At 65.9% G+C, this 18,589-nt stretch carries 17 protein-coding genes; 9 read left to right on the forward strand and 8 right to left on the reverse strand.

Features of this window, described 5'->3' with window-relative positions; all coding sequences use genetic code 11:
* Nucleotides 1-67 precede the first annotated feature (67 nt).
* The 6 genes from pabB to FBY30_RS07880 all read right to left on the reverse strand — a co-directional run bounded on the left by pabB (nt 68) and on the right by FBY30_RS07880 (nt 5,490).
* Entirely contained in the window at nt 68-2,146 is a 2,079-nt protein-coding gene (gene pabB / locus FBY30_RS07855) for an aminodeoxychorismate synthase component I (RefSeq protein WP_142132360.1), read from the reverse strand.
* A 47-nt stretch (nt 2,147-2,193) separates the two neighbouring features.
* A complete protein-coding gene (locus FBY30_RS07860; RefSeq protein ID WP_142132361.1) occupies nt 2,194-2,748 on the reverse strand; it encodes a hypothetical protein in 555 nt (184 codons plus the stop codon).
* Between the two features lie 62 nt (nt 2,749-2,810).
* Complete coding sequence (locus FBY30_RS07865; protein ID WP_142132362.1) at nt 2,811-3,344, reverse strand: low molecular weight protein-tyrosine-phosphatase; 534 nt, start codon at nt 3,342-3,344, stop codon at nt 2,811-2,813.
* 134 nt (nt 3,345-3,478) lie between these two features.
* Nucleotides 3,479-4,102, reverse strand: a complete 624-nt coding sequence (locus tag FBY30_RS07870; RefSeq protein ID WP_142132363.1) for a LysE family transporter — start codon at nt 4,100-4,102, stop codon at nt 3,479-3,481.
* Nucleotides 4,103-4,141: 39 nt separating this feature from the next.
* Nucleotides 4,142-4,960, reverse strand: coding sequence for a methyltransferase domain-containing protein (locus tag FBY30_RS07875; RefSeq protein WP_142132364.1), 819 nt, complete (start codon nt 4,958-4,960; stop codon nt 4,142-4,144).
* 29 nt (nt 4,961-4,989) lie between these two features.
* The gene (locus FBY30_RS07880) at nt 4,990-5,490 is read right to left on the reverse strand and encodes a MarR family winged helix-turn-helix transcriptional regulator (RefSeq protein WP_200830652.1); all 501 of its coding nucleotides are present in this window, start codon (nt 5,488-5,490) and stop codon (nt 4,990-4,992) included.
* A 206-nt stretch (nt 5,491-5,696) separates the two neighbouring features.
* On the opposite strand from FBY30_RS07880, the gene FBY30_RS07885 reads away from it, so the two are divergent.
* Nucleotides 5,697-7,898, forward strand: a complete 2,202-nt coding sequence (locus FBY30_RS07885; RefSeq protein WP_142132365.1) for an MMPL family transporter — start codon at nt 5,697-5,699, stop codon at nt 7,896-7,898.
* A gap of 15 nt (nt 7,899-7,913) precedes the next feature.
* Here the strand turns inward: FBY30_RS07885 and FBY30_RS07890 are convergent, their stop codons facing one another.
* On the reverse strand, nt 7,914-8,843 hold the full coding sequence (locus tag FBY30_RS07890) for an NAD-dependent epimerase/dehydratase family protein (RefSeq protein ID WP_142132366.1): 930 nt from the start codon (nt 8,841-8,843) through the stop codon (nt 7,914-7,916).
* Nucleotides 8,844-8,964: 121 nt separating this feature from the next.
* On the opposite strand from FBY30_RS07890, the gene FBY30_RS07895 reads away from it, so the two are divergent.
* The 7 genes from FBY30_RS07895 to FBY30_RS07925 all read left to right on the forward strand — a co-directional run bounded on the left by FBY30_RS07895 (nt 8,965) and on the right by FBY30_RS07925 (nt 15,185).
* Nucleotides 8,965-9,711, forward strand: coding sequence for a TetR/AcrR family transcriptional regulator (locus FBY30_RS07895; RefSeq protein WP_235009376.1), 747 nt, complete (start codon nt 8,965-8,967; stop codon nt 9,709-9,711).
* Nucleotides 9,712-9,804: 93 nt separating this feature from the next.
* A complete protein-coding gene (locus tag FBY30_RS07900) occupies nt 9,805-10,236 on the forward strand; it encodes a hypothetical protein (protein ID WP_142132367.1) in 432 nt (143 codons plus the stop codon).
* A 228-nt stretch (nt 10,237-10,464) separates the two neighbouring features.
* Nucleotides 10,465-12,333, forward strand: coding sequence for a molecular chaperone DnaK (gene dnaK, locus FBY30_RS07905; RefSeq protein ID WP_142132368.1), 1,869 nt, complete (start codon nt 10,465-10,467; stop codon nt 12,331-12,333).
* Between the two features lie 3 nt (nt 12,334-12,336).
* Nucleotides 12,337-13,029: a nucleotide exchange factor GrpE gene (locus FBY30_RS07910; RefSeq protein WP_142132369.1), complete on the forward strand. Its 693-nt coding sequence runs from the start codon at nt 12,337-12,339 to the stop codon at nt 13,027-13,029.
* Nucleotides 13,030-13,204: 175 nt separating this feature from the next.
* Nucleotides 13,205-14,176 (forward strand): DnaJ C-terminal domain-containing protein, encoded by a 972-nt coding sequence (locus FBY30_RS07915; protein ID WP_200830654.1) that lies wholly within the window; start codon nt 13,205-13,207, stop codon nt 14,174-14,176.
* A 14-nt stretch (nt 14,177-14,190) separates the two neighbouring features.
* Entirely contained in the window at nt 14,191-14,616 is a 426-nt protein-coding gene (locus FBY30_RS07920) for a heat shock protein transcriptional repressor HspR (RefSeq protein WP_142132370.1), read from the forward strand.
* Nucleotides 14,617-14,798: 182 nt separating this feature from the next.
* The gene (locus tag FBY30_RS07925; RefSeq protein ID WP_142135025.1) at nt 14,799-15,185 is read left to right on the forward strand and encodes a hypothetical protein; all 387 of its coding nucleotides are present in this window, start codon (nt 14,799-14,801) and stop codon (nt 15,183-15,185) included.
* A 70-nt stretch (nt 15,186-15,255) separates the two neighbouring features.
* Here FBY30_RS07925 and FBY30_RS07930 read toward each other — a convergent pair whose 3' ends face one another.
* Nucleotides 15,256-16,665: an aldehyde dehydrogenase family protein gene (locus FBY30_RS07930; RefSeq protein ID WP_142132371.1), complete on the reverse strand. Its 1,410-nt coding sequence runs from the start codon at nt 16,663-16,665 to the stop codon at nt 15,256-15,258.
* A 320-nt stretch (nt 16,666-16,985) separates the two neighbouring features.
* On the opposite strand from FBY30_RS07930, the gene FBY30_RS07935 reads away from it, so the two are divergent.
* The gene (locus tag FBY30_RS07935; RefSeq protein WP_200830655.1) at nt 16,986-18,551 is read left to right on the forward strand and encodes a right-handed parallel beta-helix repeat-containing protein; all 1,566 of its coding nucleotides are present in this window, start codon (nt 16,986-16,988) and stop codon (nt 18,549-18,551) included.
* The last annotated feature ends 38 nt before the right edge of the window (nt 18,552-18,589 follow it).

Raw genomic sequence — 18,589 nt, forward strand, 5'->3', positions numbered from 1 at the left:
CCGGCGTCCGCAGTTTGGATGGTCGGCCGGGTGCCGGTGGCAAAGGCGGGCGGTCCGCGATCCGGTGTCAGGCTTCGGGGAAGGTTGCGCCCAGGGTAGAGAGCACGCCGTAGGCCTTGGTGCGGATCTCCTCATATTCCTCGTCCGGAACGGAGTCCGAGGTGATGGCGCCGCCGACGCCGAGAGAGAGTTCCACAGTCCCGTCCCCTGCCGTGTTGAGCGCCAGCGTCCGGATGGCGACGGCGAGGTCGGCCGCCCCGTTGAGCGAAAAGTAGCCGATGGCGCCGGAGTAGAGGCCCCGTGGCCCCGCCTCCAGCCGGTCCAGGATGGCCATGGTACTGATCTTGGGGGCGCCGGTCATGGAGCCTGCCGGGAAACACGCCGCCACCGCTTCTGCCCTGGGTGCCCCCGGGAGGAGCTGCGCGTCGATGGTGCTGACCATCTGGTGGACTGTGGCGTAGCTTTCGATCGCGCAAAGCCGGCTGACCGTAACGGAGCCGGGTTCGGCAAAGTGGCTGAGGTCGTTGCGCAGCAGGTCCACGATCATGATGTTCTCTGCCCGGTCCTTCAGGGAGGTGGCCAGGTCCGTGCGCAGCCGGCTGTCCTCCTCCGGATCGGCAGCCCGGCGGCGGGTGCCCTTGATCGGCTCGGCGCGCATGCCGCCGTCGGACGCTATCTTCAGGAACCGTTCCGGGGAGGTGCTGGCCACGGCCACGTCTCCCAGCCGGAGGTAGCTGGCAAACGGTGCCGGGTTCCTGCGGCGCAGTGCCAGGTACGTGGACCACGGGTCCAGCGAGCCGGCCGGAATGCGGGCTTCGAGCGTGGTGGTCAGGCACACCTCGTAGGTGTTTCCCTGGGCAATTTCGTGCTGGGCGGCGGCGATCTTTTCCCGGTACCCGGCGCCGGTGTCCCGGCTGCGGAAGGCAGGCGGTGGGGACGGTACGACGCCGGTGCTGCCGCCGGCTTCTGCGGTTGGACCTGCCACAGCCGCGGCGGTTTGCACGGCCGCCCGCGTCCGGGCCAGCCACTCGCCGGCATCGGGTGCTTCCAGCGCCAGGAGCCAGGCGGCACCTTCGGCGTGGTCCAGGACCACGGCCCGCCCGGCGAAAATCAAGGCGGCGTCCGGGGTGGGTGCGGAAACATCGCTGCCGCCCGTTTCGCGCTTCAACTCATAGCCCAGGCAGCCCAGCCAGCCCAGCGTGAATTCGCCGGGGTAGCCCTCCGGAGTGCGCACCGCCCGACGCCCCCAGACGCTATCCAGCCAGCGGAAGAACGGACCCGGGACTTTCGCGGTGCACGAGCCGGCGCTGATCCGGCTTACGCCCGAACGGTGCGTGACGGACTGTCCGAACGTGCCGCCGTCGTCCGCCATGATGCTGAACCGGCTGCGTCCGGCGGCAGTCCGCTCTGCCGGGTCCGAGGCGTCGTAACCACCTGTACCCGCGTTCGAAGAGTCCAGCCACACGGCGTTGGCCGATGCTCCATACAGCGACTGGAACAGTGCAGGCGCGTCCGGCGCGGCATCCACCCGCTCGGCGTGGAGCCGCAGGCCGAGGCGGGCAGACAGTTCGGGCGCCAAGGTAGGTGCCAGGGCGGGCAGGTAGGGGAGGAGTTGCAGCACGTCGGACGGGGCCGATCCGTCTGCCAGGTTCTGGACGCGGAGGTCAGCGTGTCCGGGCACGTCGTCGCGTCCCAGCCATTCATCCTCCTGCGCAGCCCAGCGGTCCCAATGCGGTTCAAAGGTTGCCCCGTCCCGGTCCAGCGCCCGGGTCCGGCGGACATCGTCCGGTGACTCGGCCCAAACCACCGCGTCAATCAGGGGGCGGGCGGCTTCCGCGGCGGCCCCTACGCCCTCCACGATGACGATCTCCGCGGGCAGCGTCACCCGGGCATCGCCGTCGTAATGGTTCTCCCAGTCCCAGCTGGTCCAGGCGGCAGCCTCGCCACGGCTCAACGGTGTGAGGACCGTGGTGACATAGCGTTCGATGCCCGCGGCCAGTCCGTCCCAGCCGGGGTAGATGTCCTCCAGGTGGAACAGCGAGACCTTGCGGTGGGCGCGGAGCCGTGCCGCGAGTTCGACGGCGAGGGTGGTCTTCCCTGCGCCGGAGCGCCCGTCGACGGCGATGATGACGGGGGCTGGGCTCATGGACTAGAGCGTACCGTTTTCCGTGTGCCCGGTGCCTTTGCGTCCCGTCATTCGACGGAAGGGACGGACCGTGAGGCATGGCGGCCGCTGCTTAGGTGGCCGCCAAGGAATCCGCTCACCAGCAGCAGTACCGCTCCCGCCCTCGCCAGGCCGACGCCCAGCTCGTGACGGCCACGTGACCTGGCTGTCCAGGACGCCGCATAGACAGCGGTGGCGGCGGCGTTGGCGGCAGCATGCACAATCCCTACACGTTTGAGGGCGATGTCCTTTTCGGACCATGAGGCCCAGCCGGAAAGGGCGGTGGGGACGGCGGCGGCAACACCGAGGCCCACCAGCCGCCGGGCGGAACTGCGGGAGTCCTCGCCGTGGAAAAGGTCCAGGAACACTGCTGACCACCAGGCGCCGAACGGGCCGTCAGTGAGGATGACATGCAAGGGGATGCCCTTGGTGTCACCGCGGACAAACGCCCGGATTCTGTCCCGCGCCATCAGGCGGGACGCAAAGGGTTCGATGCCCTTGACTGCCCCATCCACGGACCGTGCCTCTTCCAATGCGGCAAGGAGCCGGGCGTACGTGCCGGATGGGCGGGGGCGGGCATCCATGCAGCTCAAAATACTCTTGGCGCTGCCGGATTGCACGGCCTTTTCCTGGACCGCGATGGCCCCTAGTGCGGTTGGAGTTGGGTGTTCTGCAGGACCGCTGCCTTGATGTGCCCGACAAGCCCCGGCAGGGCGGCGTGGATTTGATGCCACACGGCGTCGAAATCCGCGTGCCCGCCGTACCAGGGATCCTCGATGCCCTGATCCAGGCGGTCACGTTCCGCCATGGCCGGATCAAAACTGCGGAGCATCCGGATTTTGTCCAGCGCTTCCTGGTCCGGCGCGGCTTCAGTCAGCCAGGCGTAGTGGTCAATGTCCAGGGCCAGGATCAGGTCGCGCTCGCGGAACCACTCAGGCTCCCACTCGCGCGCCACATGATGCTCCGAGGCCAGTTGGGTCACCGCAAGGCGGCGGGCCGCGCGGGGGTCAATGGGCCGGCCGGCCTCGTAACCGGTGATGCCGGCGGAGTCCACCTCCACCAGTCCGTCAAGGCCTTCGCGTTCCAAGGCTGCCTCGAGCATAAGCTCGGCCATGGGAGACCGGCAGATGTTGCCCGTGCAGACGGTGATCACGCGATATGCGCTCGACGTTGAGTTCATGGAACTAAGCATGCGCGCTGGCGAACCCTCTTGGCTACCCGCCTGTTCACATTGTTTTACAAGCTTGTAAAGATGCATTACCGCACGGGAAATGGGTATATACCACGCTGGTGGCGGACCGGGAAAGGCGCTCGTCAGTGGATCAGGGCCAGCAGGATGCCTACGGCTACGAACAGGACGCCGAAGACCCTGCTGAGCACCAGTTGGCCTTGCTCGGTGCTGGTAAAGCGCTGGAACGAACGCGCGGCCGCGGCAAAGAAGAACCACATCACCAGGATGTCGATGGCCACAATGGTGGCCGTGAGGATGGCGTACTGGGTGAACAGGGGTTGGTCCGGCCGGATGAACTGCGGCGTGAAGGCAAGGAAGAAGACAATTGCCTTGGGGTTCAGCAGGTTGACCCAAAAGCCACGCCGGAAGATGGACCACGTGGGCTCGTTGCGGAGGGCAGCCGCCTGCTCTTGCTGGGCCGTAGGCTTGCTGAGGAACTGGCGGATGCCCAGGTACACCAGGTAGGCGGCGCCGGCATAGCGGATCACGTTGAAGGCGATGGGGGAGCTTGCCACCAGCACGCCAACGCCCAGGGCCACGATAAGGACGTGCACTACGAGGGCCGCTTGTTGGCCCAGGATTCCCCATATGGAGCGGCGGAAGCCCGCGTTGAGCGAGTTGCTCATGGTGTTGATGGCCCCGGCCCCCGGGGTGAAACTGATCAGGACGCCGGCCCCGGCAAGGGCCAGCCACAGGGAAAATTGCACTAACCAATCTTACGCGGGCAAAAGCAGGCACTTGCCTCGCTACGCCCGTGCGATGACCTCCCCGTTGGGGATCAGGAACCAGCCGTCGTCCGTGGATCCCCAGCGGTGCCAGCCGGCCGAAATCCTCGCCAGGTCCGCGGGCTCCGCAAACCCGTACTCCAGTGCCTGCTCGGCGAAGGCGGAATGCAGCACCCGCTCACCCCAGACGCGTGCCTGCCAGCGGCGTTGCTGCGCCGTGGCGTAAAGCCAGTTGCTGCTGGTGGGCGCGACATCGGTGAAGCCCGCGGCCTGGGCCCAGCTGACCAGCCGCCGCCCGGCGTCGGGCTCTGCTCCGTTGCGGCGGGCAACCCGCTGGTACAGGTCCATCCACTCGTCCAGCTCCGGGATCTCGGGGTACCAGCTCATGCCGTGGAAGTCGGCGTCCCGCACCGCCACGATCCCGCCCGGCTTGGCCACGCGCCGCATCTCCCGCAGTGCCTCCACGGGATCGGTCAAGTGCTGGAGCACCTGGTGGGCGTGGACCACGTCGAAGCTGTCGTCGGCGAAGTCCAGGTCATAGATATTGCCCGCCACGAATTCCACATTGGGCACTTCGCGCTCGACGGCGAGCGCCTGGGCCTGGGCGATGATGTCCGGTGAGCGGTCCAGGCCGGTGACCTTGCCCGGGCTGACCAGGGCGGCGAAGTCGCAGGTGATGGTGCCCGGTCCGCAGCCGACATCCAGGAGGGTGGATCCGGGGGAGAGGTAGGGGAGGACGAAGGCCGCGGAATTTTCGGCGGTCCTTGCGGCATGGGCTCGGACCACCGATTCGTGGTGGCCGTGCGTGTAAACGTCGTCCTCGGGCTGCTGCGCACTCATAAGCAAACGCTACCCCTGGCGAGGGCTTGCTATTCGGATTCCGTCCGTGCCGCTACGGTTGCGTCAATCATTGCCGTCATGAAGCGCGTGACCGTGTCCAGTTCCTCCTCGGAGAAACCCGCCATGGCGCTGCCCATGTGCTGGGCCAGCGGGGCGAAGATGGCCCCGCCCTCCCGGAAGGCCTTGGGCGTCATTCTCAGCTGGACCTGCCGCCGGTCCGTGGCGTGGCGTTCCCGGACCACGTGCCCGGAATGGTCCAGCCGGTCGATCAGTGCGGTGGTGGCCGGTGAACTCAGGTTCAGTTCCTTCCGCAGCAGCCCGGGCGTCACCACGTTGCCCCTGGCGGTATGGCGCATGATCACGGCGAGGGCGTTCATGTCCGTGCGGTGCATGTCCTTGCGGTCCCCGGCTGCGTCCACATACCGGTTCGCCTCGATGGTGAACTCCTGCAGGATCCGGAGCAGCGGATGCCCGAACTCCGGGCCTGCCTGCTCGAAAGGGGAGGCATCCGGAGTGTTGTTCTCCGCCATGTCCACCTCCCAGCGTTCGGTCCTACGCGCGCATTTTTGCCCAAGCGTCCTGACGGATATTACTCCAGGCTCCATGGAGCCAACCGCACCTTCCGGGGCCAAGGGTTCCCGCGATACAAAAAAGCTTGACTGGCTCTTATCTCTGTCATGGAGATAATCTATGCTGGAACAAATACTACTCCTCCTACTCATCCATGGAAGGCATCATGAAACGCACAAAAGTTGGCAGGGAACGCGTCCCGTTCTGGCTGCGCTGGCTGGTCCCCGTCGTCCTGGTGCTGACCTGGCTGGGACTCGCCGGGGTGGGCGGCCCCACCTTCGGCCGCCTGGAGGAGGTCTCATCCAACGACCAGGCGTCCTTCCTGCCCGCCAGCGCCGAGGCCACGGAGGCGCAGGACTGGCAGGCGAAGTTCCGCGACTCTGATGAAGTTCCCGGCATCATCGTCATCGAAAAGAGCGAGGCCTTCACGCCCCCGCAGTTGGGCGAACTCGCCAGCCTGAAGGCCGACCTTGAAAACCTCAAGCTGGGCAGCACGGTCATCGGGCCGATCCCGTCCAAGGACGCCAAGGCCGTCCAGTTCGTCGTGCCCATCGGATCGTCGGCCGAGCTCAAGGATGCCGTCAAGGAGCTTCGCGACACCGTGAAGGAGGCAGCGCCTGAAGGTGCCCAGACCTTCGTGACCGGTCCGGCCGGGCTTGCGGCGGACCTTACCGCTGCATTCGGCGGCATCGACGGCATCCTGCTGCTTGTGGCCCTGTCCGCCGTGTTCGTGATTCTGCTGATCGTTTACCGGTCCCTGCTGCTGCCCATCATGGTGCTGCTGACATCGGTGTTTGCCCTCTGCGCGGCCATCCTGCTGGTGTTCGGAATGGCCAAGGCCGGCTGGATCCAGCTCAACGGGCAAAGCCAGGGCATCCTCTCCATCCTGGTGATTGGCGCCGCCACTGACTACGCCCTGCTCTTCGTGGCCCGGTTCCGCGAGGCCCTCACCCACACCACCAACCGCACCGCCGCCGTCCTGACCGCCTGGAGAGCATCATTTGAGCCCATCCTGGCTTCGGGCGCCACCGTGATCATCGCGCTGCTGTGCCTGCTCTTCTCCGACCTGAATTCCAATAAGGCCCTGGGCCCGGTGGCCGCAGCAGGCATCCTGTGTGCCCTGTTCGCCGCCCTGACCCTGCTGCCCGCGCTGATGGCACTGCTGGGCCGGGCCGCGTTCTGGCCCTTCCGCCCCAAGCTCCTGCCCGAGGACCAGCGCGAACCTGAGCTGGTGACGGGACTGGAAGGCCAGAAGGGCCTGTGGCGGGCCACCGGTTCGCTCGTCTCGCGGCGCCCCAGGACCGTCTGGGTTGCCTCGGTCCTCCTGCTGCTCGTTGCCGCGGGCGGCCTGTTCCAGCTGAAGGCCAACGGTGTTCCCCAAACGGACGTCATCCTCACGGCCTCCAATGCGGTGGACGGCCAGGATGCGCTGGCGCGCCACTTTGATGCCGGCAGCGGCAGCCCCGCCGTCGTGGTGGCTGACCAGGCCAAGGCGGCGGAGGTGCTGGACAAGGTGAAAGCGGACGACGGCGTAGGGGAGGCCTACCTGCTGGGTCCCGGCAATGTGCCCATCACCGGAGCGCCCGGCACTCCCAGCGCACCGGATGTACGGGACGGGAAGGTGCTGATCAACGCCACGCTGAAGAATGCCGCGGACTCGCTGGAAGCGGAGGAAACCATCAAGTCCCTGCGCACTGAGGTGAAGGCCGTTGATTCCAGCGCCCTGGTGGGTGGCGTGACGGCCACGGCCCTGGACACCAACACCACCGCCCAGCGCGACCTGCTGGTCATCATCCCGGTGGTCCTGGTAGTGATCCTCTTCATCCTGATGCTGCTGCTGCGCTCCATCGTGGCCCCGGTCCTGCTGGTGCTCTCCGTGGTGCTGTCCTACGCCGCCGCGCTGGGAGTGTCGGCCTTCGTGTTCAACAACCTCTTCGGATTCCCAGGGGCCGACGCCACCGTTCCGCTGTTCGGCTTCGTCTTCCTGGTGGCCCTGGGCGTGGACTACAACATCTTCCTGATGAGCCGGGTCCGGGAAGAATCGCTCAAGCACGGCACCCGGCCAGGCATCCTGCGCGGCCTGGTGGTGACCGGCGGTGTGATCACCTCCGCCGGCGTGGTGCTTGCTGCCACCTTTGCGGCATTGGGCGTCATTCCCATCATGTTCCTGGTGCAGCTGGCCTTCATCGTGGCCTTCGGCGTGCTCCTGGACACTGTGCTGGTGCGCTCGCTGCTGGTTCCGGCGCTGGCTTACGACATTGGCCCTCGAATCTGGTGGCCCAGCAAGCTGGGGCGTACCGATGGCGGAAGCGCCGTCAAGCCGCGGGAGCCCGGCGCCGAGCCCCTGGAAGAGGTTCCCACCCGCTAGTCCTCCCTTTCTTCGCTAACCCTGTTGCCGCCACCAGTCCACGGTGGCGGCAACAGCCGTTTCCAGCGGAGTATTGGCGACCCCAAGGGCTGCCTCCGAAGCGGCCGAATCCATGATGAACGGCCGCTCGAACTGGTACAGCATCTCCGCGAGTTCGCGTGCATCGGCTGAGAAAAGACCCGCCGCCCGCAGCGTCCAGCCGGGGAGGACGCGCACCTTGGGGGAGGGCCGTCCTGCGGCTGCAGCGAAAGCCTGGGCAAGTTGCTTCTGGGTGATAGCCGGTCCGGTGGGGGCGTGCCACACGGCATTCCAGGCGGACGGCCGGTCCGCTGCCGCAATCATGCCGGAGGCCAGATCTGGAACGTAGGTGAACGAGTGCGGCTGCCGGGAGCTTCCCACCACGCTCACGTTCTTTCCGGCCAGGATCGGTGCCACCATGCGCTCGCCGGCGTGGGCCATCCGGACCCGCGGGCCGAAAAAGTCGCCGGCCACCACGCTCACCGTGGGCGTGGCCGAGGCGTCGCGTGCCCGCAGCAGTTCCGTCCGCGCGCCACGTTTGCCCCCGGTGGCCCCGCGCGGGCTGCCCTCAGCCATGACGCTGTCGGGGTCGCTGTAGGAGTAGAGGCTTTCGGGGAATACGACGACGGCGCCCACCTCCTGCGCGGCACTGAGTACTGCCTGCTCGGCGGCGGGAAGTTCTGCCTGCCATATGGAGGCGGCGTACTTGGAGCCGTGGATGCAGTGGAAGACGGCCCGGGCGCCGGCAAAGGCGGATTGCAGGACCGCAGGATCATTCGCGTCCCCTGTTATCCGCTCGATCAGCGGGTGCCCGGGGCCGCTGCCCGAACGGGTCAGGACACGCACCGTCCGCCCTTGCTCCGCCAGCTGTTCGGCCACAGTCCACCCCACCGGTCCCGCCCCGGTCACGACGTGTACCTCCGACATTTGTGCCTCCTTGTTCGAATGAGAGAGCAGTGCTCTCAAAATTAGCGTGAGGGCTTGCGGCAAAGTCAAGAGCGGTGCTCTCTTTTGCTGCCACCGCTCTTGCTTGTGGCATGCTGGACCCGTGACTGAAGCCAGCAATACGCCCGCCGCGGCTGCCCGCCCCTTGACGCCGCGGCAGCGGGCCAGGACCCAGACCGTGGCAGACATCGTCCGGCTCGGGCGGCAGCACCTCGCAACGCACGGCGCGGCAGCGCTGTCCCTCCGCGCGGTGGCAAGGGACCTGGGTGTGGTGTCCTCTGCTGTCTACCGGTACGTGGAAAGCCGGGATGAACTGCTCACGCTGCTGCTGATTGACGCCTTCGGTGAGCTGGGGGATGAGGTGGACGCCGCCGTCGCGGCAGTGCCTGAAGATGACCATGCTGGACGCTTCATGGCGCTGGGCCGGGCTGTCCGCGCGTGGGGCCTGCGAGAGCCGGCAAGCTACGCCCTCCTGTTCGGCAGTCCGGCGCCGGGCTACAACGCCCCGGCCGAGCGTACGACGGGTCCGGGAACCAGGGTTATCGTCGCGCTGATTGGTGTCCTGGATGCCGCCTCCCGGGCGGGCCAGCTTGCGGTTCCCCGGGGGTCCGCGGAGCTGGCGTCCACCCTTGCTGCCGACCTTGCCGCCATCCGTTCCGAATATGGGCTTGCCATCCCGGAGGAGCTCGTGGCGCGGGGCGTCCTTGTATGGAGTTCCCTTTTCGGCGCCGTCAGCTTCGAGGTGTTCAACCAGTATGGTGCGGACACGTTCAAAGCCCCGGAAGAGCTCTTCGAACACCACCTCGCCCTCCTGGCGGGGGTTGCGGGACTGCCGGCGCAGCCCTCCTGACGCCGCCAGCCGGGGCCCTGTTGGTGTGCCTGCACCGTCGGTAGACTGCCAATGCGCCCGCATGGACGTGGACCCTCGAAGGAGAGATGCACCATGACTGAAAATCCGGAATTTGCAGCCGAGGAGCCCCGCGAGGGCAGCAGTGCCCCCGGGCTGGAAGGGGAAGGCGGGCAGTACGTCGACGGCGATTACGGCGACGCCGGCGCCGTTAACGAGGCGGAGCGGGGCTCGGCGGACGGCGAGTACGAAGAAGGCGACTATGGAGCCGCCGGAGCTGCGCGCGCAGGCAGTCTGGAGGAGGGCCAGTACGCGGACGGCAACTATGGCAAAGCGGGCAGCCTCAACGAGCCCGCTCCGGGGCCGGCCGACGACGAGTACGAGGAAGGCGATTACGGCGACGCCGGAACTGCCGGCGGTGCGAGGACTGAGGGCGCCATCCGCGAAGGGTTGACCGGTGGTGGCCAGATGCAGGCGACGACAGAGGAGCGCGGACCCCTGCACGGGGACCGGGACGCGGAGCGCTAAGCAGCCCGGCGGCAAGCGTTCTCGCAAAGCGAACCGGCCTGCCGCCGTCGTATTTCTACGCCGGGCTCCCCGCCATTTCAAGGAATCTGGAGGGCGGAACCTGACCGCAAAGTTGAGCCAACTGCGCTCAACTTTGGTTGACATCGCTGGCGCCCTGAGTAAAGTTGAGTGCAGAACGCTCAACGCTTAGGGCGCCAACCAGTTTCCAAGGAAAGAAGGAAGCAACACATGTCACGTGCAGTAGGTATCGACCTCGGAACCACCAACTCCGTCGTCTCCGTTCTCGAAGGTGGCGAGCCCACCGTTATTGCCAACGCCGAGGGTGGCCGCACCACGCCGTCGGTCGTTGCATTCTCCAAGTCCGGTGAGGTCCTGGTTGGCGAGATCGCCAAGCGCCAGGCCGTCAACAATATCGAGCGCACCATCGCGTCGGTCAAGCGCCACATGGGCACCGACTGGACCGTGGCCATCGACGACAAGAAGTACACCCCGCAGGAAATCTCCGCGCGTATCCTCATGAAGCTGAAGAACGACGCCGAGTCCTACCTGGGTGAAAAGGTCACCGACGCCGTCATCACCGTCCCGGCCTACTTCAATGACGCCGAGCGCCAGGCCACCAAGGAAGCCGGCGAAATCGCCGGCCTGAACGTCCTGCGCATCGTCAACGAGCCCACCGCCGCGGCACTGGCCTACGGCCTGGACAAGGGCAAGGAAGACGAACTCATCCTGGTCTTCGACCTCGGTGGCGGTACCTTCGACGTCTCCCTGCTGGAAGTCGGCAAGGACGAAGACAACTTCTCCACCATCCAGGTCCGCGCCACCGCCGGTGACAACCGCCTGGGCGGCGACGACTGGGACCAGCGCGTCGTTGACTACCTGCTGAACCAGCTCAAGGTCAAGGGCATCGACCTCTCCAAGGACAAGATCGCCCTGCAGCGCCTCCGCGAAGCTGCCGAGCAGGCCAAGAAGGAACTGTCCTCCTCCTCCAGCACCAACGTCTCGCTCCAGTACCTCTCCGTCACCCCTGACGGCCCGGTCCACCTGGATGAGCAGCTCACCCGCGCCAAGTTCCAGGACCTCACCAAGGACCTGCTCGAGCGCACCAAGAAGCCGTTCCACGACGTCATCAAGGAAGCCGGCATCAAGCTCTCTGACATCAACCACATCGTGCTGGTTGGTGGCTCCACCCGTATGCCCGCCGTCTCCGAGCTGGTGAAGGAACTGGCCGGGGGCAAGGAGCCCAACAAGGGCGTCAACCCGGACGAGGTCGTGGCAGTCGGTGCAGCCCTGCAGGCAGGTGTGCTGAAGGGCGAGCGCAAGGACGTCCTCCTGATCGACGTCACCCCGCTGTCCCTCGGTATCGAAACCAAGGGTGGCGTGATGACGCACCTGATCGAGCGCAACACCGCCATCCCCACCAAGCGGTCCGAAACCTTCACCACCGCTGACGACAACCAGCCGTCCGTGGCCATCCAGGTCTTCCAGGGCGAGCGCGAGTTCACCCGCGACAACAAACCGCTGGGAACCTTCGAACTGACCGGCATCGCCCCGGCACCGCGCGGCGTTCCGCAGGTTGAGGTCACCTTCGACATCGACGCCAACGGCATCGTGCACGTCTCCGCGAAGGACAAGGGCACCGGCAAGGAACAGTCCATGACCATCACCGGTGGCTCCAGCCTCTCCAAGGAAGACATCGAGCGCATGGTCCGTGACGCCGAGGAGCACGCAGCCGAGGACAAGGCCCGCCGCGAGGCAACCGACACCCGCAACACCGCCGAGCAGCTGGCCTACTCCGTGGACAAGCTGATTGCCGACAACGCGGACAAGCTGCCCGAAGAGGTCAAGACCGAGGTCCAGGGCGACGTTGACAGCCTCAAGAAGGCCCTCGAAGGCACCGACGACGCCGCTGTGAAGTCCGCATTCGAGAAGCTGCAGGCTTCCCAGACCAAGCTCGGCGAAGCGATCTACGCCCAGGCCGGTTCGCCGGACGGCGCGGGCGCTGCCGGTGCTGAAGGTGCCGCGGGAGCTTCGGCAGGTTCTTCCGACGAGGACATCGTCGACGCCGAGATCATCGACGAAGACGAAGCGAAGAAGTAACCCATGCCGCACCACGGTAACGAGGAAGAGCACAACGCATCCGCCGGCCAGGAGCGCGGGCAGAACGGCGAACCGGTCATCCGGGACAACCGCAAGGTTGACCCGGTGACCGGGCAGGCCCGGCACCCCGAGGGCGGCCAGTCCGCCCCCGGGGCCGGTGCCCAGGCCGGAGCAGATTCCGACGGCGACGCGCTGGCCCAGGCCGAGGAGATTCTCAACGGCGTGGACGTGCCGGCCGAGGAATCCGTGGCCCAGGGGGCTCCGGCAGGTTCCGGTGGCAACGCCGAGGCAGCCGAACTGCGCAACGACCTGCTTCGCCTCCAGGCTGAGTACGTCAACTACCGCAAGCGCGTCGAACGCGACCGCGCCGTGGCAGGGGAAATGGCCGTCATCGGCGTCCTGAACTCCCTGCTCCCGGTCCTGGACGACGTCGACGCCGCCCGGCAGCACGGCGACCTCACCGACGGACCTTTCGCCGCGATCGCCAACAAACTGGAGAACGCGCTGAAGACCTACGGCCTGGTCCGCATCAACGAGACCGGCGTGGAGTTCGATCCCACGATCCACGAAGCCCTGATCCAGCAGCCCGGCGAAGACATCGAGGTTGACACCGTCAGCCAGGTGCTCCGCTCCGGCTACAAGTCAGGCGACCGCGTGCTCCGCGCAGCACAGGTCATCGTCGCGGTCCCTGCGTAGTTCACCCCAACGCCTCCGCGGATGAGGGGGCCCCGCCCCTTCGCGTGGCGGCTATGGTCCTACGGACCACAGCCGCCACGCTCCGGCAGGCCCGATGCCACTCCCGGGCCCCCTCATCCGCTCCGGCTTAGCGGTAATCTCGCCTTACGCTTTTGTACTTTGAAAGGAAACGCCATTGGCTAGCCAGGATTGGGTGGACAAGGACTTTTACAAGATCCTTGGTGTTGCCAAGGACGCTTCCGATGCCGACATCAAGAAGGCCTACCGGAAGCTTGCGCGGCAGCACCACCCTGATACGAATGCGGGGAACGCTGCTTCCGAGAAGAAGTTCAAGGACATCTCAGAGGCTTATTCGGTGCTCTCGGATCCTGATGAGCGCCAGCAGTATGACGCCATCCGGGCCATGGGCAGCGGGGCCCGTTTTGCTCCCGGCGGTGCCGCCGGCGGCAACGGCGGGTTTGAGGACATGTTCGGTGGCCTGTTCACCGGCAACACCGGACGCCACGCTGGAGGGTTCAACCCCGCAGGCGGCGGCATCCCACCCGAATTCGCAGACCTCTTCGGCGGTTTCGGCGGTGCCCCCGGCTTCCAGCGGACTCCGCAGAAGGGTGCTGACCGGACCGCGTCCACCAGCATCTCCTTTGCCGGTTCCATCCGCGGCACCACCATTGGCCTGCGCGAGCCAAGCGGCGAAGTCATCGACGTCCGCGTCCCGGCGGGCATCAAGGACGGCCAGAAGGTCCGGGTGCGCGGCAAGGGCCAGCCGGGTGCTGCCGGCAACGGCGACCTGGTGGTGTCCGTCTCCGTCCAGCCCCACGCTTTCTACACGCGCGACGGCGACAACCTCCGCATCCATGTCCCGGTCACCTTCCCGGAGGCTGCTTTGGGCGCCGACATCCAGGTGCCCACCATCGACGGCGAGACGGTAAAGGTCCGCGTACCGGCCGGCACGCCGTCCGGCCGCACCCTGCGGGTCAAGGGCAAAGGCGTGAAGACGTCCAAGGCCACCGGCGACCTGCTGGTGACCATCGACGTCGCAGTTCCCAAGAATCTCAACAAGGACGCCGAAGCTGCGGTCAAGGCGTTCGCCGAGGCAACGTCGTCGGCGGACGTCCGCGAGGGCCTGGCAGCCAAGGCCCGGCTTTAGGGCGGAGGTGAGCCGTGGACATCAGTGCTGACCAGCCGATCTTCGTGATTTCCGTGGCGGCCGAACTGGCGGACATGCATCCGCAGACCCTGCGGCAGTACGACAGGCTGGGCATCGTCAAGCCCAGCCGGGCCCCCGGGAAATCGCGGCGTTATTCGCAGCGTGACGTGAACATGCTGCGGGAAGTGCAGCGTTTGTCCCAGGAAGGCGTGTCGCTGGAGGGAATCAAGCGCATCCTGGAACTCGAAAACCAGGTGGCCGCCCTCCAGAGCCGGATCAGCGAACTCACCGAGGAACTCGGGCGGAGGCCCCGTGCCGTGGACTCGAGGATCTTCGCAGCCGGCGCAGCCGGTGACGTGGTGAGCCTGGCGCGCGGTCAGCGGCCCCGGCCGAGGTCGCAGGCCGTCATGCTGTGGCGGCCGCGGGCGATCGGACAATAAGTACTGCTTCCCGCTGCCTGCCGAAAATAGAGTACCCACTACTCGTGACCGAAAAGCCGCCTGAAACTTGAATGGAACCATCGCCGGATCAGCGGCGGTGGTTCCACAAGTTCTGGGGGTTTTTCCGTGTTTGAAGTTCTCAGCGAAGGTCTCATCAGCAAGGCCCGGCCATGAGCCCGGGAATGGAATCCGTGGCCGCCTTCAGCCACTCCCTGCCGGGCCAGGTCCTGCTGGCCATCGGGCAAACCATCGTGGTGGTGTGCGTCTGCTTCGACATGGTCCGCGAGCTGTCCGTCCCGCGATCGCATCGGCGCTACGTTGCCAGCACCGTGTTCCGCACTTTGGCCATCCCCTCGATCATGGCCAATGCCCTGACAGTCTTCATCGCCCTGGTGCTCTCCTCCTGGGTGGACGTGGTGATGGGAATGTTCGTGCTGGTGGCCATCGTGTTCCGCTTCCACCACAACCAGGACGAGGACAACTGGTGGAAGGGCAAAGGCAAGAAACTCGCGCGTTGGGCCCGCCGCCAGTTTGCCGGCCGGACGTCCACCGCCCCCGCCATGGGCTAGCTAAACGAGCAACAAAACGGGAGCCCTGCATGCCTTTCCGCATGCAGGGCTCCCGCCGTTGTATTCCTGGTCAGCCGTTGATGACCTGCGGGACGCCGAGGGCCTTGAGGCCTTCGACGCCGAATTCCACACCGTAGCCGGACTGCTTGGCTCCGCCGAACGGGATGCGCGGGTCCACGGCGCCGTGCCGGTTGATCCAGACGGTGCCGGCCTGGATCCGTGCTGCGACTTCCCGGGCCGCACCTATATCCTGGGACCAGACGGAGGCGCCCAGGCCGACGTCGAGCCCGTTCGCCTTTTCCACCGCTTCATCAATGGTGCTGTAGCGGATGATCGGCAGTGCCGGCCCGAACTGCTCCTCGGCCACCAGCGGGTTGTCGTTGTCGATGTCCGCCACCAGCGTGGTGGGGTAGAAGAAGCCGGGCTGGCTGGTGTCCGGGTTCCCGCCCAGGAGGACGCGGGCACCGGAGTCCTTGGCGGCCTGGACCAGGTTGGCGACGATGTCGTACTGCGCCTTGTTCTGCAGCGGGCCCAGGACGTTGTTCTCGTCCAGCCCGTTCCCCATCGGCATGGCTTTGGCCACGGCGGTCACTTCCTCGCAGACGGCGTCGTAGATGCTGTCATGGACGTAGAGGCGCTTGAGGGCGGCGCAGGTCTGGCCAGTGTTCAGGAAGGCGCCCCAGAAGATGTCCGTGGCGATGGCCTTGGGGTCGGCGTCAGGCAGGACGATACCGGCGTCGTTGCCGCCCAGCTCAAGGGTGAGCCGTTTGACCGTGTCGGCCGAGGACTTGATGATGGCCCGGCCACCGGCGGTGGAGCCGGTGAACATGATCTTGCCGATCGCGGGGTGATCGGTCAGGCGGGCACCCACCTCGCGGCCGCAGGATATGGCGGAGAGGATGCCTTCGGGGAGTTCCTCGTTGAGGACCTTGACCAGGGCCAGCACGGACAGGGGAGTGTTGCCGGAGGGCTTGACCACCACCGCATTGCCCATCCGCAGGGCCGGGGCGAGCTGCCAGACGGCGATCATCATGGGCCAGTTCCACGGGCCGATGGCCGCGACAACGCCGATGGGCCGGTAGTGCAGTTCGGCACGGGTCTCGCCGTCGTCCACGATGGTTTCCGGTTCCAGCGGCAGGCCCGCGGTGGCGCGGAGCCAGGCGACGCAGGCACCGACTTCGAAGCGGGCGTTGGGGCCGTTCAGCGGCTTGCCCTGCTCGCGGGAGAGCAGCTGGGCAAGTTCCTCGGCGGAGCGTTCGACGGCGTCGGCTGCTTTGAGGAGCGCGGCGGACCGGGCGTCGTGGCCCAGGGCAGCCCACGCCGGCTGGGCGGTGACGGCGGCGGCCACGGCATGTTCCAGGTCGTCGAGGTCATGGATGGGGGCGTCGCCCACGGCTTCACCGGTGGCCGGGTCGAAGATAGTCCGGCCCGTGCCGGCGGCGGGGGTGATGGACGCGAGGAGCGCATCGTAGGTTTCCAAGGGATACTCCACTTCGAGTAGGCAAGGACGCCAGCCGGTCGGCGTAGCGGGTTACTCCAAGTCTGGTTTGCACCCCCGTCCGCGCTCTTGTCTTTGGGCGCAGGACAGTTGTGTGGGAGCGAAGGTTGGGCAGCCGGACTGGCACCAGCAACGTGGCACGAAGAGAACACGAATTTCATTCAACCCCTTGTGAAAGCGCTTTCCGGCTGCTTGAATCGATTCATCGTCGTGACGGTGCCGGATTCTGACTCCACCCATGCTGGGGTGGCTGGGCGCCAGGGGGCCGACGCCATGAATCGACATACAAAGGAGTCATGTCCGTGAAAAACTCAAAGCGAGCGGCTGTAGCAGTGGCCGGCGTCTGTATGCTGGGGGCCTTCGGCATCACAGTCCCTGCCCACGCGGCGTCAGTGGACCGTACCCAGGATTCGGCCTTGTCGGTGCTGGATGCGTTGAAGGCTGTCCCCTCTCCGGATACCCACGTTTGGTTCATCTCGCCGGAAGGAAACGACGACAACGCGGGTACGCAGGACGCGCCGTTCAAAACGCTGATGAAAGCGCAGGCAGCAGCAGCGGCCGGAGACACCGTCTACATCCGGGGCGGCAGCTACAACCAGTTCGAAGTACGCGAAACCGACAACCCGTTCGAAGACGTTTATCACTACGTCAATGACATCTATAAGAGCGGGATCACGTACGCCGCGTTCCCGGGGGATAAGCGGCCCGTCTTTGATTTCAGCAGTGTGCCCACCGATCAACGTGTGGCCGCGTTCTACGTGGAAACGCAGGTGACCGACGTGAACTTCGTCGGCTTTGACGTAACGGGCGTCAAGGTGGGCGACCAAAAGCAATCAGAGGCTTTCAGGATTGCCGGTGGTGCCAACTTCGTAAACATGGCAGCCCATGACAACGAAGCCATCGGCTTCTACTACACCATGGACGGGACTGGGGTGGTACTGAACAGCGACGCCTATAACAACATTGGCCCCACGGCCCGGTCAGCGGGCAATACGGACGGGTTCGGTGCCCACGCAAAAGACGTGTGGTTCATCAACGACCGCGCATGGCATAACAGCGACGACGGCTTCGACAGCATCACGTCGGAGGGACGGGTCGCCTACGTCAACAACTGGTCCTTCGACCACCATGGCAACCAGAACGGGGTAGGCGACCAAAATGGATTCAAGGTTGGCGGATATGCCTACCGCACCACCGGGCTTCCCCAGCCCATCCCGCTGCACACGGTCATCAACTCCCTGGCTGCGGACAATGGCGCCAACAACTTCTATGCCAACCACCAGCCCGGCCAGTCTGCCTATTGGATCAACAACACCGCCTACAAGCCAGGGTACGGCGCCAACTTCAACATGCTGGAACGCGTGAGCCCCACCAGTCCGGACAACATTCCCGGTTACCGGGAGGTTCTGCACAACAACGTGGCCTACACCGGTGCGCCGACGTCGAACGACAACACTCCGGCAGAACACGAGACGAACAATTCGTGGACGATTGATGGTGGTCTCCAAGTAGCTGCAGGCGACTTCGAAAGCCTCGACATGCACCAACTCACAGCACCACGGAAACCAGACGGTGGTCTCCCCGATGTTTCCTTCATGAAGCCGGTGACCGGCAGCGCGCTGCAAACCCATGGCTTGGGCTACCTCGCTGACCAGGGCAATCCCTACGCAACCTTGCAGAAGCTCGTGGATGTCTATGGCAGCTCAGGTGACATTGACAACCAAGGCCTGCGGGACAGCCTCCTGAACAAACTGGAAGACCACCAGCTGGGCGCGTTCATCCAGGAGCTGAAGGCCCAGTCGCAAAAACACGTCAGGGAGTACGCCGCCAACACCTTGATCCTGGTGGCGAACGCGCTGGCGGCATAGGCGAAACCACGCTGCGAACGTCAGGGCTCCCACACTGG

Source organism: Arthrobacter sp. SLBN-83 (assembly GCF_006715285.1).
Lineage (GTDB): Bacteria > Actinomycetota > Actinomycetes > Actinomycetales > Micrococcaceae > Arthrobacter.

What these genes read in the sequence shown, in the direction of transcription:
- dnaK (WP_142132368.1), top strand. Translation starts at nt 10,465, where the DNA reads ATGTCACGTGCAGTAGGTATCGACCTCGGAACCACCAACTCCGTCGTC.
- FBY30_RS07925 (WP_142135025.1), top strand. Translation starts at nt 14,799, where the DNA reads ATGGAATCCGTGGCCGCCTTCAGCCACTCCCTGCCGGGCCAGGTCCTG.
- FBY30_RS07880 (WP_200830652.1), bottom strand. Translation starts at nt 5,490, where the DNA reads ATGGCGGAGAACAACACTCCGGATGCCTCCCCTTTCGAGCAGGCAGGC.
- FBY30_RS07900 (WP_142132367.1), top strand. Translation starts at nt 9,805, where the DNA reads ATGACTGAAAATCCGGAATTTGCAGCCGAGGAGCCCCGCGAGGGCAGC.
- FBY30_RS07860 (WP_142132361.1), bottom strand. Translation starts at nt 2,748, where the DNA reads ATGGATGCCCGCCCCCGCCCATCCGGCACGTACGCCCGGCTCCTTGCC.
- FBY30_RS07890 (WP_142132366.1), bottom strand. Translation starts at nt 8,843, where the DNA reads ATGTCGGAGGTACACGTCGTGACCGGGGCGGGACCGGTGGGGTGGACT.
- FBY30_RS07865 (WP_142132362.1), bottom strand. Translation starts at nt 3,344, where the DNA reads ATGAACTCAACGTCGAGCGCATATCGCGTGATCACCGTCTGCACGGGC.
- FBY30_RS07875 (WP_142132364.1), bottom strand. Translation starts at nt 4,960, where the DNA reads ATGAGTGCGCAGCAGCCCGAGGACGACGTTTACACGCACGGCCACCAC.
- pabB (WP_142132360.1), bottom strand. Translation starts at nt 2,146, where the DNA reads ATGAGCCCAGCCCCCGTCATCATCGCCGTCGACGGGCGCTCCGGCGCA.
- FBY30_RS07910 (WP_142132369.1), top strand. Translation starts at nt 12,337, where the DNA reads ATGCCGCACCACGGTAACGAGGAAGAGCACAACGCATCCGCCGGCCAG.
- FBY30_RS07885 (WP_142132365.1), top strand. Translation starts at nt 5,697, where the DNA reads ATGAAACGCACAAAAGTTGGCAGGGAACGCGTCCCGTTCTGGCTGCGC.